This is a genomic window from Rhizobium sp. BK196, from assembly GCF_014193255.1.
Lineage (GTDB): Bacteria > Pseudomonadota > Alphaproteobacteria > Rhizobiales > Rhizobiaceae > Rhizobium.
Window position 1 is genome coordinate 394,321 of sequence record NZ_JACHZB010000002.1, and the last position, 23,352, is coordinate 417,672.

Annotated in this window: 21 protein-coding genes and 1 riboswitch; of the genes, 14 read left to right on the plus strand and 7 right to left on the minus strand. The window is 59.5% G+C overall.

The annotated features are described in order from the left end of the window. Window positions 1-255: 255 nt before the first annotated feature. The 7 genes from FHT78_RS29125 (at window position 256) to FHT78_RS08455 (ending at window position 8,620) form a co-directional block, all read left to right on the plus strand. Window positions 256-402, plus strand: a complete 147-nt coding sequence (locus FHT78_RS29125; RefSeq protein WP_210289798.1) for a hypothetical protein — start codon at window positions 256-258, stop codon at window positions 400-402. A 283-nt stretch (window positions 403-685) separates the two neighbouring features. Next, the gene (locus tag FHT78_RS08430) at window positions 686-1,432 is read left to right on the plus strand and encodes a response regulator (RefSeq protein WP_183742497.1); all 747 of its coding nucleotides are present in this window, start codon (window positions 686-688) and stop codon (window positions 1,430-1,432) included. Window positions 1,433-1,904: 472 nt separating this feature from the next. Continuing rightward, the gene (locus FHT78_RS08435; protein ID WP_183742499.1) at window positions 1,905-3,692 is read left to right on the plus strand and encodes a PAS domain-containing methyl-accepting chemotaxis protein; all 1,788 of its coding nucleotides are present in this window, start codon (window positions 1,905-1,907) and stop codon (window positions 3,690-3,692) included. Window positions 3,693-3,867: 175 nt separating this feature from the next. Further along, entirely contained in the window at window positions 3,868-6,087 is a 2,220-nt protein-coding gene (locus FHT78_RS08440) for an EAL domain-containing protein (RefSeq protein ID WP_183742501.1), read from the plus strand. 197 nt (window positions 6,088-6,284) lie between these two features. Beyond that, window positions 6,285-6,539 (plus strand): hypothetical protein, encoded by a 255-nt coding sequence (locus tag FHT78_RS08445; RefSeq protein WP_183742503.1) that lies wholly within the window; start codon window positions 6,285-6,287, stop codon window positions 6,537-6,539. Beyond that, window positions 6,536-7,696, plus strand: coding sequence for a patatin-like phospholipase family protein (locus tag FHT78_RS08450; protein ID WP_348644725.1), 1,161 nt, complete (start codon window positions 6,536-6,538; stop codon window positions 7,694-7,696). Before FHT78_RS08445 ends, FHT78_RS08450 begins: the two co-directional genes overlap by 4 nt. 42 nt (window positions 7,697-7,738) lie before the next feature. Continuing rightward, window positions 7,739-8,620: a DUF3313 domain-containing protein gene (locus tag FHT78_RS08455; RefSeq protein WP_183742505.1), complete on the plus strand. Its 882-nt coding sequence runs from the start codon at window positions 7,739-7,741 to the stop codon at window positions 8,618-8,620. A 149-nt stretch (window positions 8,621-8,769) separates the two neighbouring features. Here FHT78_RS08455 and FHT78_RS08460 read toward each other — a convergent pair whose 3' ends face one another. From FHT78_RS08460 to FHT78_RS08475, 4 genes are all read right to left on the minus strand, one after another. After that, on the minus strand, window positions 8,770-9,729 hold the full coding sequence (locus FHT78_RS08460; protein WP_183742507.1) for a sugar-binding transcriptional regulator: 960 nt from the start codon (window positions 9,727-9,729) through the stop codon (window positions 8,770-8,772). 21 nt (window positions 9,730-9,750) lie between these two features. Further along, on the minus strand, window positions 9,751-11,217 hold the full coding sequence (locus tag FHT78_RS08465) for an FGGY-family carbohydrate kinase (RefSeq protein WP_183743454.1): 1,467 nt from the start codon (window positions 11,215-11,217) through the stop codon (window positions 9,751-9,753). 64 nt (window positions 11,218-11,281) lie between these two features. Further along, window positions 11,282-12,238 (minus strand): transketolase family protein, encoded by a 957-nt coding sequence (locus FHT78_RS08470; RefSeq protein WP_183742509.1) that lies wholly within the window; start codon window positions 12,236-12,238, stop codon window positions 11,282-11,284. Further along, window positions 12,238-13,047 carry a transketolase gene (locus FHT78_RS08475; protein WP_183742511.1) on the minus strand — a complete coding sequence of 270 codons (810 nt, stop codon included), beginning with the start codon at window positions 13,045-13,047 and terminating at the stop codon, window positions 12,238-12,240. Before FHT78_RS08475 ends, FHT78_RS08470 begins: the two co-directional genes overlap by 1 nt. Before the next feature lie 212 nt (window positions 13,048-13,259). On the opposite strand from FHT78_RS08475, the gene FHT78_RS08480 reads away from it, so the two are divergent. From FHT78_RS08480 to ribB, 7 genes are all read left to right on the plus strand, one after another. Then, the gene (locus tag FHT78_RS08480) at window positions 13,260-14,243 is read left to right on the plus strand and encodes an ABC transporter permease (protein ID WP_183742513.1); all 984 of its coding nucleotides are present in this window, start codon (window positions 13,260-13,262) and stop codon (window positions 14,241-14,243) included. Window positions 14,244-14,357: 114 nt separating this feature from the next. Further along, window positions 14,358-15,287 (plus strand): sugar ABC transporter substrate-binding protein, encoded by a 930-nt coding sequence (locus FHT78_RS08485; protein ID WP_183742515.1) that lies wholly within the window; start codon window positions 14,358-14,360, stop codon window positions 15,285-15,287. A 27-nt stretch (window positions 15,288-15,314) separates the two neighbouring features. Continuing rightward, window positions 15,315-16,793: a sugar ABC transporter ATP-binding protein gene (locus FHT78_RS08490; protein ID WP_183742517.1), complete on the plus strand. Its 1,479-nt coding sequence runs from the start codon at window positions 15,315-15,317 to the stop codon at window positions 16,791-16,793. Window positions 16,794-16,815: 22 nt separating this feature from the next. Further along, on the plus strand, window positions 16,816-17,604 hold the full coding sequence (locus tag FHT78_RS08495; RefSeq protein ID WP_183742519.1) for an SDR family oxidoreductase: 789 nt from the start codon (window positions 16,816-16,818) through the stop codon (window positions 17,602-17,604). A gap of 4 nt (window positions 17,605-17,608) precedes the next feature. After that, window positions 17,609-18,346, plus strand: coding sequence for a triose-phosphate isomerase (gene tpiA / locus FHT78_RS08500; protein ID WP_183742521.1), 738 nt, complete (start codon window positions 17,609-17,611; stop codon window positions 18,344-18,346). 75 nt (window positions 18,347-18,421) lie between these two features. Further along, a complete protein-coding gene (locus FHT78_RS08505; RefSeq protein WP_183742523.1) occupies window positions 18,422-19,204 on the plus strand; it encodes a glucose 1-dehydrogenase in 783 nt (260 codons plus the stop codon). Between the two features lie 106 nt (window positions 19,205-19,310). Next, window positions 19,311-19,455, plus strand: a riboswitch (FMN riboswitch). A gap of 117 nt (window positions 19,456-19,572) precedes the next feature. After that, on the plus strand, window positions 19,573-20,199 hold the full coding sequence (ribB, locus tag FHT78_RS08510; RefSeq protein ID WP_183742524.1) for a 3,4-dihydroxy-2-butanone-4-phosphate synthase: 627 nt from the start codon (window positions 19,573-19,575) through the stop codon (window positions 20,197-20,199). A 117-nt stretch (window positions 20,200-20,316) separates the two neighbouring features. On the opposite strand, the gene FHT78_RS08515 is transcribed toward ribB, so the two are convergent. The 3 genes from FHT78_RS08515 to FHT78_RS08525 form a co-directional block, all read right to left on the minus strand. After that, the gene (locus FHT78_RS08515) at window positions 20,317-21,447 is read right to left on the minus strand and encodes a Gfo/Idh/MocA family oxidoreductase (RefSeq protein WP_183742526.1); all 1,131 of its coding nucleotides are present in this window, start codon (window positions 21,445-21,447) and stop codon (window positions 20,317-20,319) included. 11 nt (window positions 21,448-21,458) lie between these two features. Continuing rightward, complete coding sequence (locus FHT78_RS08520; RefSeq protein ID WP_183742528.1) at window positions 21,459-22,244, minus strand: ThuA domain-containing protein; 786 nt, start codon at window positions 22,242-22,244, stop codon at window positions 21,459-21,461. Between the two features lie 75 nt (window positions 22,245-22,319). Then, window positions 22,320-23,348, minus strand: coding sequence for an ABC transporter ATP-binding protein (locus FHT78_RS08525; protein WP_183742530.1), 1,029 nt, complete (start codon window positions 23,346-23,348; stop codon window positions 22,320-22,322). Window positions 23,349-23,352: the final 4 nt, after the last annotated feature.

Sequence of the window (23,352 nt, forward strand, 5' to 3'; positions counted from 1 at the left end):
TTCTGCCGACGGAGCGGCTTTAAGTGTTGTTAAAATATACGCCGAATTGTTGCGCGCGCAGTCTGCTCAGATTAAGTGCGCCGCGAATATCGCGTTGAAAGTGCCTGTTCAGGCACCTGAACATCTGCAGCGCGGCTCCTCATGCAGCGCGCTCGGAAATATTTCTTAACAACATAAAATCCATTCCAAAACGATTTCCCCGCACTTTCGCCGCGGCGGCAGCGTGACGCGCCACTGAAGCCGCGGGAGCAAACATTGTCATTCATAGTGAGAAATATTGCGCTGGTTATCGCCGCTTCGCTGGCTGTGCCCCTTTCAATGGGCGGCATGGCAGAAGCCGCAGATGCGAATTGCTTTGACGACGGCGATCCGGGTGCCGTCACACCCGGAGAACGTTTATGACGCCGGAGCGGGCCGTCTCGATCACGAAAGCCGGTCAGAACGAACATTGTCGAAGGCGCTTACTGAGGCAAGGTCACTCTCATTCGACAAGCCGCTGGTGCTATTCAATATGCTCGATTGGCCCTATCGTTCTTCAAGGCATCCGAAAGCGCTCCGGTGATCGTTGGGTCGGCGGTCTGTTGCGCTCGGCCAGGAACGGCAGCCTGGAAAAACGATGTGAGACATGCATTGGCTGACAAGCATCCATCTTCAGCAGGAAATTCTTTAAGTTCAGGCTCTGATCATGAATAACATCGCATTCAACGCTCCTTCACAGGCAACGACCCGGATCCTCATCGTCGAGGACGATCGTGATATTGCCGGCATGCTGATCGACCTCATGAAAGAGGCAGGTTATGGCGCCGAAGCGGTCGGATCGGCGGTCGAAATGGATCGTGCCCTGAAAAAGAAGGAGTTTCAGCTCATCGTCCTGGACGGCATGCTGCCCGGCGAGGACGGCTTCAGCATTTGTCGGCGGATCAGGTCGTCCAATACGGTGCCGATCCTGATGCTGACAGCTTTGACTAAGGAAGTGGACAGAGTCATCGGGCTGGAGTTGGGCGCTGACGACTACGTGACGAAACCCTTCAATTCCAGAGAGCTCCTGGCCAGGATAAGAGCACTTCTGCGCCGATCTTCTTATGCAATGCAGGTCAAACCAATCCTGGAAGCAATGACCTTCTCCGGCTGGCGGATCGATCCGGTCACGCGTGAATTAACCGATAGCGATGGCGTGCACGTGTCGCTGACGACTGCGGAATTCGACGTCCTGCTGGTGTTTTGCCAGAATCCGCGGCAGGTCATGAACCGCCAGGAGATCCTGGCCCGCACTCATGCCGGTTCTGCCGGCCCGGTCGAACGCAGCATCGATGTGCATGTCAGTCGCGTGCGGCAGAAAATCGAGCCCGATTACAAGGATCCCACCTTCATCAAGACCGTACGCCTGGGCGGCTATATATTCACGCCCGAAGTCAGCAGGGTTCAAGACTAGCCCGTAACCGGCTATCCAGTATCGTCACCGCACCAGGGCTAGGACCGCGCAAGTCGATGAAGCGTCAGGAAAAAGCGCTCGCGATACAGCGCGCGAGGGTCGTCCATCGGTCCGAAGCACTTTGCGACCTTCGCCAAATCTGTCCCGCCATGTCAATGCGTAGCACCGTGCCGCCTGGCCAGTGACTTCTGACTGTCTTGACTACAGTGCATCGCTCGACGGATTGCCTCCGTAGCCGTGGCGCTGACGTGTGGAACCTGAACCACAGCGCCTTTCGCTCTAAAGAAATATCGCACCGTCAAAGTTCGGGATCGAGCACCTCATGAAGAGCAGTTCTGACTATATATTCTGCTGCAAATAATTCCGGCCCCACGAGCGGACCGTTAACCTTACAATTAAATCTACGTTAATGATCATAGGCGAATATTAGTGATATAGCTGGATTGCAGCGGGAAAAATCTGGGGATTTCGGATGAGTATTCTTGGTCGTGGTGGAAATGCTGTCGCGGTTCTTGCCGCCCTATCGAATTCGCAAGCCATGATCGAGTTTAACTTGTCGGGCAAGATTCTCACTGCGAACGAAAACTTTTGCAGGGCGCTCGGCTACGAACTCGGGGAGATTGTTGGAAAACATCATAGCATGTTTGTCGATCCATCCTTTGCATCTTCGGCGGAATACAAAGCTTTCTGGACGAAGCTGTCAGCCGGGAAATTCGATCAGCAGCAATACAAGCGGATCGGGAAGGGCGGACGCGAGGTCTGGATCGAAGCATCCTACAATCCCGTGTTCCGGCGCGGAAAACCGGTCAAAGTCGTCAAGATTGCAACCGATATTACCGTGCAGAAGCTGAAGTCGGCCGAGGATGCGGGTAAGATCGACGCGTTGTCCCGCGCCCAGGCGATCATTGAATTCACGCCTGCCGGCGAAGTTCTGACTGCGAACGACAACTTCCTCGGCGCCCTCGGGTATTCGCTCGCGGAGATCCAGGGCAAACATCATTCGATGTTTTGCGAAGCAGACTACGCAAGGTCGGACGCTTACAAGGAATTCTGGCGGAAGCTGTCGAGCGGCCAACTGGTCGCTGATGAATTCATGCGTGTCGGCAAGGGCGGACGGAAGGTTTTCATCCAAGCCTCCTATAATCCGATTTTCGACCTGAGCGGCAGAGTTTTCAAGGTCGTGAAATTCGCCACCGACGTCACGGCGCGCGTCGAGAATGTCGAACAACTTGCCCGTTGCCTGACCAATTTTGCCGACGGCGACCTGTCGCAGACGATCCAGAAACCTTTCATTCCTTCGCTGGAAAGGCTCCGTGTCGACTTTAACAGCGCGTCGGAGAAGCTGAAGGGCGCGATGGCAATGGTGGCCGAAAATGCCAAGGCGATTTCGGCTGGCTCCAACGAAATCCGCACGGCTGCCGACGATCTCGCAAAGCGCACGGAACAGCAGGCCGCATCCGTCGAACAGACCGCTGCGGCGCTTGAGGAAATCACGACGACGGTAAAGGATTCGAGCCGCCGTGCCGAGGAAGCCGGCAAACTCGTGGCGCGAACCAGAGACCATGCGCAGCACTCCGGCCAGGTCGTGCGTGACGCGATAGCTGCCATGGACCAGATCGAAACTTCCTCAAGCGAAATTTCCAATATCATCGGCGTCATCGACGAGATTGCCTTCCAGACGAACCTTTTAGCGCTCAATGCCGGTGTCGAGGCGGCACGGGCTGGGGAGGCCGGCAAGGGGTTTGCCGTCGTTGCCCAGGAGGTCCGTGAGCTGGCGCAGCGGTCGGCAAAGGCTGCGAAGGAGATAAAGAGTCTGATTACAGCGTCCGGTTCCTATGTCGCAAACGGGGTCGCTCTCGTGACGAATGCCGGATCCGCGCTCCAGGAAATCGCCGGTCAGGTCCACGAAATCAATACCAACGTCACGGCGATCGTAGAGGCGGCACGCGAGCAATCGACCGCGCTGAGCGAGATCAACCAGGCCGTTAATACCGTCGATCAGGGCACGCAGCAAAATGCCGCGATGGTTGAGGAGCAGACTGCTGCGAGCCATGGCCTCGCACGAGAGGCCGCAGCTCTCTTCGCGCTTCTTGAGCAATTCCGTTTCGAGGATGGACCGAAATCCGGGTCCATGCTCACGCAGGGGGATCGCCACGCTGCCACATCCACTTCTTTGAAAGTGGTTCGTAGCTCGCCCGCCGCATCGGTCCAACGCGGGTCGGCTGCTGTCGCGCTGAAGTCTGATTGGGACGAATTCTAAATCAGCGCAGGAAGTTGGGATAGGAACGAGAAGCTCGTGACATGCCGCTTGCGAATGTCGCTGTGCGATATTCGGCCATGAGATATTGTCGTTTTTCACTGTCGGCGGCAAGTTCGTCCGCTTCTATGATCCATGAAGGGTCTCACTCACTCGGCACTGCGAGGAGTAAGGTCGCATGTCACCTACCGAAGACGAGAGGTTGAGCCTTCTTTACGAGGCAAGCATTCTCGATACGCCGCCGACGACGGAGTTCGACGCTATCGTACGCCTGGCCTGCAGCATGTTCGATATGCCAATGGCTTTGATTTCTTTTGTCGATGAGCATCGGCAATGGTTCAAAGCTCGACAAGGCTTCCCTTTGAAAGAGGCGCCACGCGAGCATTCCTTTTGCGGTCACGTCGTGGAAACAGGGGCGCCGCTCGTCGTTGAAGATGCCGGCAAAGACTCCCGTTTTTACGCAAACACGTTCGTCACAAGTTGTTCCGTCCAGTTTTATGCAGGGGTTCCACTTTCGGAAGGTAAGACGTGTTACGGCAGTTTTTGTGTCCTCGACACGAAGATCCGCCGTTTTGGCGATCGCGACATCGAACAGCTCCATAGTTTGGCGAGCGTCGTGGTAGCGCTTATCCGGGAACATCGTCAGCAAAGTTTGCTGAAAGAGCAGCAACGCGAACTCGAGCTCAAGCAGGCTCGATTTGAACAGACAGAGCGCTCTGCCAAGGTCGGAGGCTTTGAGATGGACCTTAATACCGGTGCGATCATCTGGTCGGATCAGATATACCGCACGGTTGGGCTGCCGATCGGCAAACACATGACCTCGGAAGAGGTGATTGCCTGTTACGCTCCCGAAGAACGTGAAAGTGTCCGGGGCAGGATCCGCGACATCCTGAACGGCTCCGGAACCGGCATTGACAAAGAGTATCGCATCATCACACCGGAAGGCCAGGAACGATGGATTCGCGTCGTCAGTGATATCGAGCATCTGCAAGGCGAGCCAAGACGTCTGTTCGGCATTGTTCAGGATGTTTCCGAAAAAGTGCGCTACGAGCAACGTCTGCTCCAGGCAGCAAACGCCGATCCGTTAACCGGACTAGCAAACCGCGCCGCCTACAATGCTCATATGGAGAGGCTTGCAGCGGCGGACGTTCAATCCATCGGTTTGTTGCTAATCGATGTCGATCGTCTCAAGCAGGTCAACGATATCCTTGGCCATGCAACAGGTGACCTGTTGCTGAAAGGCGTGGCGTCACGTCTGGACGAGCGTCTCGGACGGCGTGGAAAGGTGTTTCGTCTCGGCGGTGATGAGTTCTGCGTTGTTCTAGCGGAAACCGCAAGCGCGGGGCGCATGCGGTCACTCGCGCGACATCTGATCGAATATATCGGCCGCCCCCTGGAAGTCGGCGGGTCGACGATAAATCCGATGATAACCTTAGGCGGCGCGATTTCCGAATGTGAAATGGATGCGGCGACGCTTTCGCAAAACGCCGACTTTGCCCTTTACCACGCCAAGGAAACACGGCGCGGCAGCTACGTCCAATATAAGCCCAGCCTGCGTTCGACGATAGCCCATCGCATTCAGGTCGTTCGAGAGGTGGAACTGGCACTCAATGAGTATCGGATGGTGCCGCACTATCAACCACTCGTTCGCTGCGCTGACGGTCAAGTATGGGCATTTGAGGCGCTTGCGAGAATGCAGCGCCCGGATGGCTCAATCCTGCCGGCTGCGCAATTTCACGAGGCGTTTACGGACTCGAGCGTGTCCCATCACATCACGACCCGCATGCTCGAGCGTGTCGCGACCGATATCCGCACCTGGATGGACCGTGGGCTGGATTTCGGGCGGGTCGGACTGAATGTCTGTGCCTCCGATTTCATGAGAGGTGATCTGGAAAGCCGGATTGTTGCCGCGTTTACGTCGAGAGGCATCCCCTTCGACAAGCTGGTGCTTGAAGTGACGGAAACAGTATTCCTGCAGGGTTTGGAAGATACCGTTGCAACAACGCTCCAGCGTTTGCGAAAAAAAGGTCTGGCTGTTGCGCTCGATGACTTTGGGACGGGCTATGCGTCACTGACCCATTTACGGAGTTTGCCTGTCGATATCATCAAGATCGACAAAAGTTTTATCGACACCATGCTGGAGGACGACTCCAGCCTGGCAATCGTTGAACTGGTGCTCAATCTGGCGCGGAAACTTAACATGAAGGTCACTGCAGAAGGTGTGAAAACCCATCGCCAGGCAATGTGCTTGCTGGAAATGGGCTGCTCCACCCTCCAAGGTTATTTGTTCAGCAAGCCAATGGGCGGCGAACATATCGGTGGATACCTATCTGCGTTGAAACCGCCTTTCATCGGCAATTCCGAGCCCTGGCAGGAGGGTCTTCACCTTCTCGGATAGAAGTTCAAGGACGGATGTCGCAAGCTTACGCCGAAGTCGATCCGTGTCAAACGGGCTCGTGTAGCGTCAGGACGATCAAGACACGCCGCAATCCACCAGCCGTGCGATCCCGCAAGGCCCCGCACCATCCTTCGTCATACTACGATTGCAACTTCTTTTGACCGATTCTCGATGAGCAGCCGGTGAGGCCCGTGCGCTTGAGCCTATACGCGAGCGCGGGCTCAATTGATCCAGAATCTGCCGCCCTTGACATGTCAGTGCTCGACGATGCCTTCGCTTTCGGCTCGGCCGCCGACTATGCAACGTATCTTAACATCATGAAACCCAAGGCAATCGCGAATCAGATTAATGCCAACAGACGCGATCCGAAAGGACGTGTCGACGCGGCTGGCGGCAATCTTGCCCGCACCGCTGGGCCGGGGCCGAATGAAGGACAGGGCTACAAAACGTGATTCGACTGATAGCCATCTTCACGCTGGCTCTTCTGGCCGGCTGTATGGCGCCGGACCGAGTTGCCTACACACCGAAGGCTGCGGCAAATGCCAATATCGAAGGATTCGATGACATCCGCATCTATGCGGATTCGACACGCTTTGACGGTTCTGCGTGGCTGACGATCCCGAGGCGCAAGGACGTCAATTACTTGGTGTTGTCGGGTGGCGGCGCTGCAGGCGCTTTCAGCGTCGGGGCGTTGAAAGCCTGGTCGGACAAGGGACGACCGGAATTCGACGTCGTCAGCGGCGTCAGCACGGGCGCGTTGATTGCGCCCTATGCCTTCCTCGGTCGGGCCTACGACGATACCCTCGTCGACCTCTACACGAGCGGCGTCGCCAAGACGCTGGTCGATGCCGATTTCCTGCCGAAGGGCCTGCTTGGAGCGAGCCTGCTGAAAGAGGCGCCGCTTCGCCGGATGGTCGAACGCCATCTGACGCCGAACATTTTTGCAAAAATTGCAAGCGAGTACCGGAGGGGACGGCGCCTTTTTGTCCTGACCACCAATCTCGATTCCCAAAGAGCGGTCATCTGGAACATGGGGGCCATCGCCAACAGTAGTCGGCCCGACGCGCTGAAGCTGTTCCAGGACGTCATCATCGCCTCGGCCAGCATACCCGGCATATTCCCGGCCGTGCTAATCAAGGCCACCGCCGGCGGACAGGCGTTTGAGGAAATGCACTCAGACGGGGGGTCATCGTCGCAGGTTCTGACGATCCCGGAGGGGTGGATGGTCAATCCGCAGAATGACGCCTGGCCCAAGGATTTCAAGCTCAACATGTATGTCATCGTCAACAACGCGTTGATGCCTGAATTCTCGACGACGACGAACAATACTCTTGCTGTCATGGCGAGGGCGAGTACTGCTCTCATCAAGGCGCAGACACGCAGTGCGCTGGTGGCCACCTACGTCTACGCCCGGAAGAATGGCATTCGATTCCGCGTCGCCTCTATCGATGCGCAGATTCCCTACACGATGACCGACCCGTTCAATACCGACTACATGCGCGCCGTCTACAACCTCGGATACGCGAAAATGGCGAGCGGCAGTCTATGGAAGGACAAGCCGATCTTTACGGATCTCGCCGCGGCGCAGTCCGCCCAAGCGACGCAATAGCCGTGCCAACCCTCCCTCCCTTATCAACCACAGGAGAACCAAATGTCGCATTCCGGAATTGGTCTGGCAGGCATTCGACCCCAATGGGGGCGGATCGCGCCGGCCCTGTTTGCCTGCCTGTTGTCAGCGGCTGTCACGGGTTGCGCCGCGGTGCCGCTCGAACAGGCGAACACGCTGACATCCTATGATGGCCTTACATCGAACAACGGTAAATTCACAAAGGCGAAATTCAAAGTCGATCCAGGCGATCTCGTGGCGAACAAGACGATATATATCGAACCAACCACGGTTTCGCCGACCGCTGCGCTTTCGATCAAGAAGCCTTCCGACCAGGCCCTTGTCGCCAATGTGATCAGCCGCGCCCTCTGCGTTGGCGTCAGCGATCGTTTCCAGGTTGTCGACCGGAGGGAGAACGCCGATCTCGTCGTTCACGCCACCGTCACCCGTATCGTGGCGACCAGCGCCACGGCTGCCGGCCTGTCGACCGCGACGTCGCTCGGTGCATCGTTCGTCGTTCCTGTTCCGGTCCCGCGACTGCCAATAGGCCTCGGAGGCCTTGCGGTCGAAGCTGAAGCGACGACAAGGGGCGGCAGGCAGGTGGGCGCCATGGTTTGGGCGAAGGGTGCCAACGCTATCACCACAAGTGCACGTGTTTCCCAGATCGGCGACGCCTACTCACTCGCGTCGAGTTTCGGAAGCGACTTCTCAAAAATGCTCGTCACTGGGAAGACACCTTATAAGGGGCTGCCGAAAATCCCTTCTGCCCAGAAAATCAAGTCGGGCCTCGGCGGAAGACCAAAATATCCGGCTTGCGAGCGGTTCGGTCGTTCGCCCGGCCTGAAGGACTTCGCGGGCTCGCAAATTGGCCTACCTCCGTCCTGGACGGACAAACGACCGACGGTCGTCGGCCAATGGTCGCCGTAACAAAGATGGCCGGCTACTGATGCATCGGCCGCTTAATGAGCGACGCGCCGTGGTTTGACCGGTGACTAGATTTGTGTCGCATAAGCCAAGAGTTCGTTAACCATCGTTGCCAGAAATGCCACCGTGCACCACAGCGTTCGACGGTCTCGTCAAGCCGTCGCCTCGATCAATCGCTGGGCGGTAAACTTGTCGGTTACCAGCATGTCGATGACGCCAACGCGGAGGGCACCTGAGATCGCTGCCGTCTTCTTCGCGCCGCCAGCCAGCGCGATGACCCGATCCACTCGCGCAAGGTCCTCGAGCGGAAGCCCGATGACCCGGTCATCCAGCGGCGTCTTCACCGGTTTGCCGTCCTTGTCGAAGAAGCGCAGTGAAATGTCGCCGACGGCGCCGGCTTCGGCGAGATCGGCGAGTTCCCGCGACGAGAAGATGTTGCCCGAGCGTGCAAGCAATTCGGACGGCTCCACCGCGCCGATGCCGACAATGGCGAGGGTGATGCTGCCGAACAGATCCATGGTCTCACGGACGAAGGGATCTGACTGCATCAGGAGCCTGGCTTCCCTCGATGTCGTCACGCCCTGGACGGGAAGCAGTTTGGGTTCAGCGCCGGTGAGGCGGGCAAGGCGGGTGGTGAGCTGGGTGGCATGCGTCTGCACCGAAGGGTCACCCATGCCCCCGAGGGTCTGGACGACGTATTTTACCTGGGCGCTTTTCTGCGGATGGATGTTTTCGACCATCTTGAAGATGGTCTGGCTCCAGCTCGACACTCCGACGATTTCGCCGGGTGCGAGTGTGATCTCCAGAAGATGGGCTGCGGCCTCACCGATTCTAGCCATGATGGCGCCGTCCCGGTCCTCGCTGCACTCGACGACGATTGCTTCGGGAAGGTCGAACTTTTGCCGCAGCGCTCCCTCGAGGTCACTGTAAGTGCCGACCGGCGGGATGACGCTGGTGCGAACGATGTCCTCGGCTTCGGCCCTCTTCAGCATCCGCGAGACCGTCGCCTGGGAAAGCCGCAGATGCTGCGCGATCTCCGCCTGCCGTCGCCCTTCGATGTGGTACATCTGGGCGACCCTGGAGATCAGGCGGAGTTCGTTGAGGCGGGACATGGGCAATACCGGCTTGAATTTTTATTCACATTTAACCGGTGTGGGTCGCGACGTCGAGCGGGCCAGCGCATCATTCCATGTATTGAGAAGGCTAGTGCGATCGATCTCTTCGGGGCGGATCACTTCGGTGCTTCTCGGGAGCGCCTCGATCGCATCGAGGTCCTTCCACAGGCCGAGCGAAAGCCCGGCGAGATAGGCGGCACCGAGAGCGGAAGCCTCAGGCGCCTCGCACTGGATGACGTCATGCTCGATCAGGTTCGACACGCATTGCATCAGGAAGCGGTTCTGGCTCGGGCCGCCGTCGACATAGAGAGCGCCGAGTTTGCCGCCGCTCTGAGCGCGCATGGCGGCGATCACGTCATGCACCTGGCAGGCGATCGAATCTGTCACCGACCGGGCCATCTGGGCGCGGGTCGTGGAAAAGTTGATCTGGGCGAAGAGCGCGCGGGCGTCGGAGTTCCAGTAGGGGGCGCCGAGGCCGACGAAGGCCGGCACGAATCCCGGTCCGCCCGGCTCAGCCGTCGCCGCAAGGTCAACGAGGGCGGCCACATCGGGAAGGCCCAGAATGCCGGCCATCCAGGGGAGGCTCGCGGCCGAAACGAGGATATTGCCTTCGAAGGCGAAGGTCGGCACGCCGGCGATCCGCCAGGCGACCGTCGTGGTGATGCCGTTTTGCGGCGCGATGAAGCGCGGCAATGTCGTCATGACCGACGAACCGGTTCCGAACGTCACCTTGCCGTCGCCGGGTTTGAAGGCGCCATGGCCGAAGAGCGCAGCATGGCTGTCGCCGATGGCGGATCGGATCGGCGTGCCATCGGGGATGCCGGGAAGCCCCCGTGTCGTGCCGAAATCGGCGGAGCTGTCGAGCACTTCAGGGAGAAGGCCGATATTGACGCCGAAGATTTCGCCGAGTTCCGCGCTCCAGGCCTGGCCATTCAGGTCGAACAACTGGCTGCGGGCGGCATTGGAGGCATCGCAGACGTGGCGGCTGCCGCCCGTCAGACAATGGATAAGCCAGCTATCGATCGTGCCGAGGCGCACCCGGCGCCCGGCTGGTACGCGATCGAGCAGCCAGCGGAATTTCGATCCGGGAAACATCGGGTCGAGGGGAAGGCCCGTCAGCGCCTCTACGCGGCCGAAATGACCTTCGGCGATCAGGCGCTCGCAGTCCGGCGCGGTACGGCGGCACTGCCAGCTCAGCACCGGACCCAGCGCTTCGCCGGTCTCTGCGTCCCAGACAGAGACGGATTCGCGCTGGTTGGACACCGCCACCGCCTCGACGGTGACGCCGGAAATTTTCTTCAGGCAAGCCTCGATCGCTTCGCAGACAGAGGCAAAGATTCGGCGGGGATCCTGCTCGACCCAGCCCGGTTGCGGATAGGAGATGCCGACGGCGGCCGAGCCTCTGGCAAGCACCTCTCCGGTTTCGGAAACCAGCACTGCCTTCGAATTGGTGGTGCCCTGGTCGATCGCCAGAATAGCCCGCATCATCTTCTCCTCAAACCAACGGCCGGAGCGGATGCGCGCTCCGGCTTTAAGGACTGCTATCAGATTATTTGCGCTTTATCAGGGCCTGGGCCGCATCCGCGATCGCTGTTGGCGCCATGCCGAATTCGTCGAGGAGGAATTCGGCCGAACCGGTCGGCGCGTAGATGCCGGGAACGCCAAGGCGCTTCATCGGCACGGGCGCGTTGTCGACGACCACTTCGGCGACGGCGGAACCGAGGCCGCCGAAGATCGAATGCTCTTCCGCCGTCACGATCGCGCCAGTCTCTTTGGCCGCCGCGATGATGGCGGCCTCGTCGATCGGGCGAACGGTCGCCATGTTGAGCACGCGCGCCTTGATGCCGCGCCCGGCGAGGATCTCAGCGGCCTTCATCATGCGGTGGGTCAGCGTGCCGTTGGCAATCAGCGTGACATCGGAGCCTTCACGCAGCAGGTTCGCCTTGCCGACTTCGAATTTGTGATCTTCGGGCAGGAGATCCGGAACGCCGACGCGCGACAGGCGCAGGAAGCAGGGGCCATTATAGCTTGCGGCCCATTCGACGGCGGCGGCGGTCTCGATCCGGTCGCAGGGGGCGATGACGGGCAGATTCGGCAGCACGCGCGTCCAAGCGAAGTCTTCGATCGAATGATGGGTCGGGCCGAGTTCGCCGTAAGCCATCCCTGAGGAAATGCCGACGAGCTTGACGTTGGCATTAGAGTAGGAAATGTCGGCCTTGATTTGCTCAAGCGATCGGCCGGTCAGGAACGGCGAGGCGCCGCAGACATAGGGCAGGCGTCCGCCATTGGCGAGACCGGCGCCGACGCCGACCATGTTCTGCTCGGCGATGCCGACATTGACGAGGCGATCAGGAAATTTCGACTTGAAGCCGCCGAGCTTGGAGGAGCCGACCGAGTCGTTGCAGACGGCGACGATGGTTTCATTCTCGCCGGCCAGACGCTCAAGCGTCGCTGCAAAGGCATCGCGGCAGTCATAGAGCTTCGGTGGGTTTACGGGCGCGTTCATTAGAGTGCCTCCGACAGTTCTGCCAATGCGGTTTCATACTGTTCCTTGCTCGGAACCTTGTGGTGCCAGTCGACGCGATCCTGCATGAAAGAGATGCCATGGCCCTTGTTGGTGTGAGCCACGATGCAATGGGGGCGGTCGGAGCGATGCTCGAGAGCGGGCACGATCGCGTGCATGTCATTGCCGTTAATTTCGCTGACTTCCCAGCCGAAGGCCTCGAGCTTGGGGCGAAGCGGCGCGAGATCGTTGGTGTCCGAGAGCGAAGCGCCCTGCTGGAACCTGTTGTGGTCGATGATCAAGGTCAGGTTGTCCAGGCGGAACTGGTATGCCGCCATGATCGCCTCCCAGTTGGAGCCTTCCTGCATCTCGCCGTCGCCGGTGATGACATAGGTGTGGTATTTCGCGCCCGAGAGTTTCGCCGCCTTCGCCATCCCGACAGCGACCGGCAGCCCGTGTCCCAGAGGCCCAGTGTTGGTTTCGACACCCGGCACCTTGTTGCAATTCGGGTGGCCGTTTAGCCGGGAATGCGGCTTCAGGAAGGTCGAGATTTCTTCCTCCGGAATAAACCCTCGCCTGGCGAGCGCGACATAGAGCGCGCAGGCCGTATGGCCCTTCGACAGCACGAACCTGTCTCGATCGGGGTGTTTGGGCTGGTCGGGCCAGATACGCAGCACACGAAAGTAAAGTGCGGTGAGGAGATCAATCACCGACATCTCGCCACCAATATGGCCGGCGCCTGCCTCGTATACGGCCTGGAGGTCGCGCAGACGTATCTGGCGAGCAACACGTTCAAGTTCGGAAGGCTCCATCGTTTCCTCTTGTGCATAAATATTCATGTAGTTATATTTTTGCACACAGGCAGCCTTAGTCAAGCCCTTTATTGGGTATCACGCTTAGCTCATCACCCAAAAAGCTGATTGACAGCATCTAGGCAAGTTGTTAATGAATTTTCCAGCAGGCATGAATAAATATTCTTGCTTGAAGAAATATTGGCCGCCGGCCTTAATCCCAGGGAGGAACGATGGTGGCGATCGACGTGAATGAACAGAGCCGTCCGTCCGGGACGTGGGTGAGCAAGCTCACGGGAGCAACCGGACCGCTCATTGGACTGCTTTTGCTCTGCCTGTTCCTGACCTTCAGCACTGATGCATTTCTCTCCGTCCGCAATGGTCTGAATATTCTCGACCAGATCACCGTGCTCGGCATCATGGCAGTCGGTATGACCTTCGTGATCCTGATCGGCGGCATCGACCTTTCGGTAGGTTCGGTCCTCGCTCTCGCGATGATGGTGATGGGCTGGACGGCGAACGTCGCCGGCCTGCCGCTAGGCCTCGGCATCGTGGCAGCGCTCGTTGCCTCTATGATCAGCGGCCTGATCGTCGGTATCATGGTGACCTGGTTCAGGGTGCCCGCGTTTATCGCGACGCTCGCGATGATGTCGGCCGCGCGCGGCGTGGCGAACATGATCACCGACGGCCAGCAGATCGTCGGCTTCCCCGACTGGTTCATGATGCTGGCCATTGACCGCCACTTCGGCATCCTGACCGCAACCGTCTTCCTGATGCTGGCAGTCGTCGCCGCTGCCTGGGTTTTTCTGCACTTCCGCGCAGAAGGCCGCATGCTCTACGCGGTTGGCGGCAATCCCGAAGTTGCCCGTCTTGCCGGCATCAACGTCCAGCTTGTGACTATTCTTGTGTACGTGGCGAGTGCCGCGCTCGCAGGTCTTGCCGGTATCGTTCTTGCCGCCCGTCTGGACTCGGTTCAGCCGTCCAGCGGTTTTGGCTACGAGCTGGACACGATCGCGGCCGTCGTCATCGGCGGAACGTCTCTGTCGGGCGGCGCAGGCGGCATTGGCGGGACGCTCATCGGGGTGCTGATCATCGGCGTTCTGCGTAACGGCCTCAATCTGCTCAACGTCTCGCCCTTCCTGCAGCAGGTCATCATCGGTGTCGTCATCGTTCTCGCTGTCGGTGCTGAAACGATCCGCAAGCGGCGGGCTGCCTGATCATTCGGCCCGCGGACGATGCGGGTCCAGAAATTCCTCTCCGAAAGGTTTGGAGCGGAGCTATTGCCCGAGGGGGAGGATACCCGAGGGTTCATTAACAACGGAGGAACTGACATGAAATTTTCGCGCACTCTGCTCGCGTCTGCCGCCCTGCTTGGCCTTAGCCTCGGATCCGTCCAGGCGGCCGAAGTCAAGAAGCTCGGCCTTGCGGTCGCCAATTTGCAGGCAAACTTCTTCAACCAGATCAAGCAGTCTGTCGAAGCTGAAGCCAAGAAGCGTGGCATCGAGGTCGTCACCGTAGACGCCAAGGGCGATGGCCCGACCCAGGTCAACCAGATCCAGGACCTGCTGACCCAGAATATCGACGCACTGATCTACATCCCGGCAGGCGCTGCTGCAGCCAGTGTGCCGGTCAAGCTCGCAAAGCAGGCCGGCATTCCGGTCGTCAACGTCGACCGGAATGCCGAAGGCGCTCCGGGCGATACCTTCCTGGCGACCGATTCCGTTGCCTCCGCCAAGGCGGTTTGCGACTACATCCTCAAGGAAGCCGGTGGCAAGGGCAAGATGGTCATCATCCATGGCCAGAAGGGCACCACGCCGGAACTCGACCGCACCAAGGGATGCCTGGAATCCCTGAAGGCCTATCCGGACGTGGGCGTCGTCGCCGAGCAATATTCCAACATGTGGAGCCAGGACGAAGGCTTCCAGATCATGCAGAACATGCTTCAGTCGAATTCGGATGTCTCGATCGTCTTTGCCCAGGCAGATGGACTGGCGCTCGGTGCGGCTCAGGCGATCAAGGTCGCCAATCCATCCCAAAAGATCGTGGTCGGTGGTTTTGATGGCGACACCGCCGCACTCGAGGCCCTCAGCAAGGGTGTGTTCGACGTGACCGCGACGCAGCAGACGCAGAAGATGGGCCGCGATGCGGTGGAGAATGCGGTCAAGCTCGCTGCCAAGGAAAAGGTGCCGCCGGTCCAGCTGATGGACGCCACGCTGACGACCAAGGAAAACGTGGCAGGCTTCATCGCCAACCATCCGTAATCAGTCGAAATCTCGAGGAGGTGTGCTGTGACCGAGCCGGTTCTTTCCCTGAGGGGCATATCCAAGCGCTACGGACCGCTCCAGGTTCTGAAAAACGTGGACCTGGACGTCTATCCCGGCGAGGTGGTGGCGCTGCTCGGTGAAAACGGCGCCGGCAAGTCGACGCTGTCAGGCATCATTGCCGGATCGCGCACACCGTCCGAGGGCTCGATGACATGGCTGGGGCAGCCTTATGCCCCGGCCGCTCCGCGCGAGGCGATCGACAACGGCGTCGTGCTGATTCACCAGGAACTGCAGCTTCTGCCGCATCTTTCCATCGCCGAAAATGTCTTTATCGGCCGATGGCCGATGAAGAATGGCGTAGTCGACCGCACGCAAATGGTCCGCCGTGCCCAGGAGCAGCTCGCACGGCTGAACCTGCACATTCCCGCGACTCGAAAGGTTGCCGGTCTCTCGACCGCCAACCAGCAGCTCATCGAAATCGCCAAGGCGCTGGCGCTCAATGCAAAACTCCTGATCCTCGATGAGCCGACGGCAGCCCTTGGCGGGGCGGAGACGGAAGCCCTGTTCGAGCAGGTGCGCAAGCTCCGCTCCGAGGGCGTGGGCATCATCTACATCTCCCACCGCATGGAAGAGATCAAAAAGATCACCGATCGTATCGTCGTACTGCGCGATGGAGAGCGCGTTCATGAATTTGCCGACAGCGCGACGCCGGTGCGCACGATCGTCGAAAGCATGGTTGGTCGCTCGCTCGATCGCATGTTTCCGACCCTTCCCGAGCCCACAAGCAGACCCGTGCTTGAGGTGTCCGGCCTGACGTCGCCGGACGATTCCTTCCGCGATGTGAGTTTCGACGTTCATGCCGGCGAGATCCTCGGCATCGCCGGCCTCGTCGGCGCCGGTCGCACCGAGCTCGTGCGGGCGATTTCCGGTGCCGATCCAATCAGCGCCGGCTCGATCAGGCTGGAAGGCGAAGCGCTGAAGCTGCGCAGCCCTGCGGATGCGATTGCCAAGGGCATCGTGATGGTGCCCGAGGACCGCAAGGACCAGGGCCTCGTGGTTGCACATAAGATCAGCGAGAACATCATCTACGCCAATCTCGACAAGCTTGGCGGGCGCTGGCTCACCTCGGGCGTGAAACGCGTTTTCGCCGAAAAGGCGGTGACGAAATTCGGCGTGAAGGGACGCGCGGAGCAGTTCGCTTCCGATCTCTCGGGCGGCAACCAGCAGAAGGTCGTCATCGCCAAATGGCTGATGCGTGATCCCAAGGTCGTGGTGCTGGACGAGCCGACACGGGGCATCGATGTCGGCGCCCGCGCCGGTATCTACGACATCATCGTCAACCTGGCCAAACAGGGTGTTGCGGTGATCGTCGTGAGCTCCGACCTCGAGGAGGTTCTCGGCGTGTCGAACCGCATTCTCGTGCTGGCGCAGGGCAAACAGGCAGGCATTCTGAAGCGTGACGAGGCAAACGACGTCTCGGTCATGGAACTGGCGACAATCTAGGCAAAGACAGAAAGGAAGAGCGGTGTCCGACATCTCTCTGAACGCACCAAAACTATTCGATCTCAGCGGCCAGGTCGCCATCGTAACCGGCGCCGGCAGCGGCATCGGGCAGAGGATCGCCATCGGTCTCGCCCAGTGTGGTGCTGACGTGGCACTGCTCGATCGCCGTACCGATGACGGCCTTGCCAATACCGCCAGCCATATCCGGGCCGCCGGCCGCCGTTCGGTCGAAATTGCTGCTGATGTCACCAGCAAGGGGTCTCTGGCGGATGCCGTCGCCCGGACGGAAGCCGATCTCGGTGCTCTCTCGCTTGCCGTCAATGCGGCCGGAATCGCCAACGCCAATCCCGCCGAGGAGATGGAAGAGGACCAGTATCAGACGCTGATGGACATCAACCTGAAGGGTGTCTTCCTGTCTTGCCAGGCCGAAGCGCGGGCGATGTTGAAGAATGGCCGCGGGTCTATCGTCAACATCGCCTCCATGTCGGGCGTAATCGTCAATCGCGGTTTGAGCCAGGCCCATTACAATGCCTCGAAAGCGGGCGTGATCCATATGTCGAAGTCGTTCGCCATGGAGTGGGTCGGGCGCGGCATCCGCGTCAACACGATTTCGCCGGGCTATACCGCAACGCCGATGAACACCCGGCCGGAGATGGTACATCAGACCAAGCTCTTCGAAGAGCAGACGCCGATGCAGCGCATGGCCGGTGTCGATGAGATGGTCGGTCCGGCGGTCTTCCTGCTGTCGAATGCCGCAAGTTTCGTGACGGGCGTCGATCTGCTCGTCGACGGCGGCTTCTGCTGCTGGTGATACGATGCGCAAACTGATCGCAGGCAACTGGAAAATGAACGGTCTCATCTCCTCCCAAGCTGAGATCGAGGCGCTGAAGGGACTAACGGGCAGTGCGACGTGCGATATCGTTGTCTGCCCGCCCCTCACGCTGATTGATCGCGCAGTGGAGCGGGTCAAGGGGTCGAACCTGGCCATCGGCGCACAGGATTGCCATGCGCAGCAGTCAGGCGCCCATACGGGCGATGTCTCTGCTGAAATGCTCGCCGATATCGGCGCGCGCTATGTCATTCTCGGCCATTCGGAGCGCCGTGTGTCTCACGGCGAAGATGATGAAATCGTCCGTGCAAAGGCGGTCGCCGCGCATCGTGCGGGCTTGATCGCGATCGTCTGCGTCGGTGAAACGCGGCACGAGCGTGATGAAGGGCGGGCGATCGGAGTTGTTGGCGGACAGCTGAGAGAATCTGTTCCCGAGGGAGCAACGAGCGCCAATCTCGTCATCGCCTACGAACCCGTATGGGCGATAGGAACCGGGCTGGTGCCGACCGACGAACAGATTGAGGAGGTCCATGCCGCGATCCGGCAGATGCTCGAAGAACGGCTGGGCGATGACGGCCATTCGGTCAGGATCCTCTATGGCGGTTCAGTCAAGGCATCCAATGCCGCGGCTATATTCGGGCTTCGCAATGTGGATGGAGCGCTGGTCGGCGGTGCTTCGCTGAAGGCATCTGAATTTGCCGGGATCATTTCTGCAGCCGTTTGAAGTCTGAGTGAGGAGCCAAGTGTCGCCGGTTTGCAAAACGGCTCTCACGCGGGCTCCAGTGAAAGGATAAATGGAATGCAACGCTTCGAAAACAAGACCGTGGTCATTACGGGTGCAAGCCGCGGTATCGGTGCGGCGATTGCCAAACGCTTTGCACGCGAGGGCGCCAATCTCGTGGTCTCCGCCAATGAGGAGAGCGTGCATACCGTTGCCGAACAGATCAAGACCGATGGCGGCAAAGCGATCTCCTTTGTTGGCGACGTCACCGACAAGGCAAGCGTCAAAGCTCTCTATGACGCCGCTGAGGAGGCGTTCGGCGCCGTCGACGTCTCAATCCAGAATGCCGGTGTCATCACCATTGCTCGCATCGAGGATATGACCGAGGGCGAGTGGGACAAGGTCATGACGGTCAATACCAAGGGCGTGTTCCTCTGTGCCCAGGAAGCGATCGCCCGCATGCGCAAACATGGTCGCGGCGGACGTATCATCAACACGGCTTCCGGACAGGCGCGCGACGGCTTCATCTATACGCCGCATTATGCCGCCTCGAAGATGGGCGTCGTCGGCATCACCCAAAGCCTCGCCAAGGAAGTCGCGACCGATGATATCACCGTCAACGCCTTCTGCCCGGGCATAATCGAAACCGACATGTGGGCCTATAATGACCAGGCATGGGGCAAGCTGCTCGGCAACTACGCGCCCGGCGAACTCATGAAAGAGTGGGTCGAAGGCATCCCGATGAAGCGCGCCGGATCGGGCGAAGACGTCGCGGGCCTTGTCACTTTTCTTGCAAGCGATGACGCGGCCTATATCACCGGCCAGACCATCAATGTCGATGGCGGGCTGATCATGTCCTAGCGCTGTTCGACAATAGGAAACGGTGCTTTCATCACCGGGAGGCAATTCTCGCGCGGCGATCTGCACCCAGCCTCTTGCAGAACAAGCCATTCGTCATTTACATAAGCAATGTTCTCGGGGCGGGGTGCAATTCCCCACCGGCGGTATCGAGGCAACTCGGAGCCCGCGAGCGCCTTCGTGAAAGCGAAGGGTCAGCAGATCCGGTGAGATGCCGGAGCCGACGGTCACAGTCCGGATGGAAGAGAGCAACGCAGAGGACGCCGCTCGGCACGCGGCGTTTCATATGCTTGTTCGCCCAAGGGAAAATGGTGGCTTTTGACAGGCCATGAATGCCGCGCACTGCGGCTAACCCTTGAAAGGCAGAGAAGATGGCAATTTCCAAAATCGAAGATGCAATCGCCGCGATTGCGCGTGGCGAGATCGTGGTGGTCGTCGACGACCGCGATCGGGAAAACGAGGGCGACCTCATCATCGCATCCGAAGCGATCACTCCCCAGGCGATCGCCTTCATGATGAATTATGCGCGCGGCCTCATCTGTGTGGCAATGGAAGGTGAGCGGTTGGACGAACTGCAGATCCCGCAGATGGTCCCCAACAATACCGAACTCCTGAAGACGGCGTTCACCGTCTCGGTTGACTATATCCCGGAAACGACAACCGGTATTTCAGCTGCTGACCGCGCCGCAACCGTTCGCGCGCTCATCGGCGAGGATTCCCGCCCTGAGGATTTTGCGCGGCCCGGTCATATCTTCCCGCTGCGTGCGCATCCGAACGGCGTGCTTTCTCGCCCCGGCCATACGGAGGCTGCTGTTGATCTCGCAAGACTTGCCGGTCTTTCGCCTTCGGGTGTCATCTGCGAAGTGGCCAATGATGATGGCACGATGGCGCGCCTGCCCGAGCTTGAGCGGTTTGCCGAGCGGCATGGCTTCCACCTGATCACCATCGAGGATCTCATCGCCTATCGGGGTGTGAGTGCGACTGGTAAGGCCGCCTAGCTTCCGATTGTGTGATCGGCGGCGAGGCGTCCGCGCTTTGTCATGAAATAAGCAGAGCGAGCTCTGTCGATTCAAAGAAGGCCCGATCATTCGGGCCTTCGATGTTTCACCAAGCCGTCAGACGACAAGTGCCAATGCCGGTCCCTGATCGTCGCCCTTGCTTTCCGGCTCCTGGCCGACCGTGCTCTCCGGGGTGTCAGCGGCCAGCAGATTGAACTCCCGACGTTCCTTCTCCGATACGATCGCGAGGTCGATGACCTTCTGCAGGTTGGCGGCATGGCGGAAGGTGGGATCGTCCTGCTTGCCGCTCCTGACCGCTTCGGCAAAGCGCTGATAGTTGGTCGGTACTGCCGGCACCTCGATATCACGCCAGGTGGCGCTTTCAATGTCGTCGCCGAGGCAGCCGCGAAGATCCGAGCCATCAGGACGATGGATGACCTCGAGACTGCCCTTCTCGCCATAGATGCGCAGCTTCAGCTCGTTGAGATGCCCGGTCGCCCAGCGGCTGGCATGGATAACTCCGAGCGCGCCATTGGCGAAATCGACCGACATGGTGAAGCTGTCATTGGCATCGAGCATGTACTCGCCGATCTGCCCGCCCGGTGCCTTGTTGAAGGTCTTCAGCCGGGCGAAGACGTGATTGATATCGGTCGCAGCGCCATAGGCGGCGAAATCGAGGATATGGATACCGACATCGCCGAGCACGCCATTCGAACCGTGACCAGTGGAAAGACGCCATAACCAGCGCGATTCCGTGCGCCAGTCGCCCCAGGCGCGCGACACCAGCCAGCTCTGCAGATAAGAGGCCTCGACATGGCGGATCGTCCCGAGTTCGCCGGCAAGCACCATCTCGCGGGCGCGCTGCAGCGGTGCGACGTTGCGATAGGTGAGGTTGACCATGTTGATGACGCCGGCGGCTTCAGCTGCTTCCGTCATCTCGAGCGCGTGAGCATAGTTTTCCGCCAGCGGCTTTTCGCAGAAGACATGCTTGCCGGCCGCGATCAGAGCCAGGCTGGTTGCGTGATGAATACGGTCGGGCGTGACGTTTGTGGCGGCATCGAATTCACCCCAGGCGATCGCCTCGTCGAGCGTGCTGAAGCGTTTTTCGATGTTGAAATGATCGGCGAATTCATGGAGCCGGGTGCGATCCGTATCGACGGCGCCGACCACTTCAACACCATCGATAGCGAGGAAGCCGGCGGCCTGGCTTTTGGCCATCATGCCTGTGCCAAGAACGAGTAGACGCATTGCTATCCTCCTCAGCGGTAACCGGCTTCGCCGGCCTGATGCAGTCTCGGGCCGCGTTCGACGATCGGCTCCAGTGCTTTTTCTACCGGCACATTTGGAGCATCGCTGATGCTCTTCAATGCACCCTCGGGGTTATAGGCCCACTTCACGCCGTTGATCAGCACCTTCTGCACATTGGCGTCATGATAGGTCGGATAGGTCTCATGGCCGGGACGGAAATAGAAGATATTGCCCGCACCACGACGCCAGGTCAGACCCGAGCGGAATACTTCACCGCCCTGGAACCAGGAGATGAACACCGTTTCCAACGGCTCCGGCACCGAGAACTGCTCGCCGTACATTTCCTCGTTTTCCAGCTCGAAATGCTCACCGATGCCGGCGGCGATGGAATGGCGCTGGTTGATCGTCCACAGACGCTCGCGCTCGCCCGCCTCACGCCATTTCAGCGCGCAGGGCGTGCCCATCAGCCGCTTGAAGATCTTGGAGAAATGGCCGGAATGCAGCACCAAGAGGCCCATGCCTTCCCAGACCCGCCTGGCGACGCGCTCGACGACAACATCGGAGACGGCACCATGATCCTTGTGGCCCCACCAGGTCAGGACGTCGGTCTCGGCAAGCCGAGCTTCGGTGAGGCCATGTTCAGGTTCCTGCAGCGTCGCGGTGGTCGCCGAAATCGCCGGATCGGTGTTCAGCGCTTTGGCGATCGTGGTGTGCATGCCTTCAGGATAGATGCCCCGGACGATCTCATTGGTGGTCTCGTGGATGTTCTCTCCCCATACGACGGTGCGAATGGCCATGATATGCTCCTTTGCAGCAAGTAGCGGACCGGAACCGATGGGAAGCGGTCAGATCCTGTTTATTTGATGGGTTGTTCAGGCAGCGCCCTTGAAAGGAACCCTTTCGAGCGCGCGTCCGGATTGATCGAAGCGGTGAATGCGGCCGTTGATCGGCGATACGCCCAATTGTTGGCCGGGCTGATGGCTGGACACGCCGGTCTCTCGAACGATGAGCGGCTCTGCGGAGCCGATGTCGAGATAGACGAAACTGTCCGAGCCAAGGATTTCGGAATGGATGACGGTACCGGTCCAAGCTGGGGCCTGATCGGCGAATTCGATATGTTCGGCCCTGACGCCGATCGTGTGGGCATTATGGGGTGCTGCAAACGGACCGGAGAGAAAGTTCATCTTGGGCGAGCCGATGAAACCGGCAACGAAGATCGAATTCGGGGTCTCGTAGAGTTCGATCGGCGTTCCCACCTGTTCGACGACGCCATCGCGAAGAACGCAGATACGATCGGCAAGCGTCATGGCCTCAACCTGATCGTGGGTGACATAGATCATGGTCGTGTCATGCATGCCACGGTGAAGCTTGGCGATCTCCAACCTTGTGGCGACACGCAACGCAGCATCAAGGTTCGACAGCGGTTCATCGAACAGGAAGACCTTGGGGTCACGAACGATGGCGCGGCCGATGGCGACGCGCTGGCGCTGACCGCCCGAAAGCTGGCGAGGCAGGCGCTCCAGATAGGGCGAGAGCTGCAACATGCCGGCTGCCTGTTCGACGCGCGCCTTGCATTCTTCCCTGGTTCGGCCGGAGAGTTTCATGCCGAAGGCCATATTTTCGTAGACGGTCATATGTGGATAGAGCGCGTAGGACTGGAAGACCATCGCGATGCCGCGCTTCGACGGCGAAAGACGATTGACCGGCTGACCATCGAAGGAAAGCGTGCCTGATGTTATGTCCTCCAGTCCCGAGATCAGGCGCAGCAAGGTGGACTTGCCGCAGCCGGAGGGACCGACGAAGACCATGAACTCGCCCTTGCGGATGTCCATGCTGACGCCCTTGATGACTTCGAATGCGCCGAAGCTCTTGCGGATATTGTCTAATCTAATTTGTGCCATGTCT

Bases quoted from the DNA above. Each gene is read 5' to 3' on its own strand.
- FHT78_RS08505 (WP_183742523.1), top strand. From the start codon at position 18,422: ATGCAACGCTTCGAAAACAAGACCGTGGTCATTACGGGTGCAAGCCGC.
- FHT78_RS08460 (WP_183742507.1), bottom strand. From the start codon at position 9,729: ATGTCCCGCCTCAACGAACTCCGCCTGATCTCCAGGGTCGCCCAGATG.
- FHT78_RS08475 (WP_183742511.1), bottom strand. From the start codon at position 13,047: ATGGAGCCTTCCGAACTTGAACGTGTTGCTCGCCAGATACGTCTGCGC.
- FHT78_RS08455 (WP_183742505.1), top strand. From the start codon at position 7,739: ATGTCGCATTCCGGAATTGGTCTGGCAGGCATTCGACCCCAATGGGGG.
- FHT78_RS08515 (WP_183742526.1), bottom strand. From the start codon at position 21,447: ATGCGTCTACTCGTTCTTGGCACAGGCATGATGGCCAAAAGCCAGGCC.
- FHT78_RS08520 (WP_183742528.1), bottom strand. From the start codon at position 22,244: ATGGCCATTCGCACCGTCGTATGGGGAGAGAACATCCACGAGACCACC.
- FHT78_RS08465 (WP_183743454.1), bottom strand. From the start codon at position 11,217: ATGCGGGCTATTCTGGCGATCGACCAGGGCACCACCAATTCGAAGGCA.
- FHT78_RS08430 (WP_183742497.1), top strand. From the start codon at position 686: ATGAATAACATCGCATTCAACGCTCCTTCACAGGCAACGACCCGGATC.
- FHT78_RS08435 (WP_183742499.1), top strand. From the start codon at position 1,905: ATGAGTATTCTTGGTCGTGGTGGAAATGCTGTCGCGGTTCTTGCCGCC.
- FHT78_RS08470 (WP_183742509.1), bottom strand. From the start codon at position 12,238: ATGAACGCGCCCGTAAACCCACCGAAGCTCTATGACTGCCGCGATGCC.
- FHT78_RS08485 (WP_183742515.1), top strand. From the start codon at position 14,358: ATGAAATTTTCGCGCACTCTGCTCGCGTCTGCCGCCCTGCTTGGCCTT.
- FHT78_RS08525 (WP_183742530.1), bottom strand. From the start codon at position 23,348: ATGGCACAAATTAGATTAGACAATATCCGCAAGAGCTTCGGCGCATTC.
- FHT78_RS08480 (WP_183742513.1), top strand. From the start codon at position 13,260: ATGGTGGCGATCGACGTGAATGAACAGAGCCGTCCGTCCGGGACGTGG.
- FHT78_RS08440 (WP_183742501.1), top strand. From the start codon at position 3,868: ATGTCACCTACCGAAGACGAGAGGTTGAGCCTTCTTTACGAGGCAAGC.
- tpiA (WP_183742521.1), top strand. From the start codon at position 17,609: ATGCGCAAACTGATCGCAGGCAACTGGAAAATGAACGGTCTCATCTCC.
- ribB (WP_183742524.1), top strand. From the start codon at position 19,573: ATGGCAATTTCCAAAATCGAAGATGCAATCGCCGCGATTGCGCGTGGC.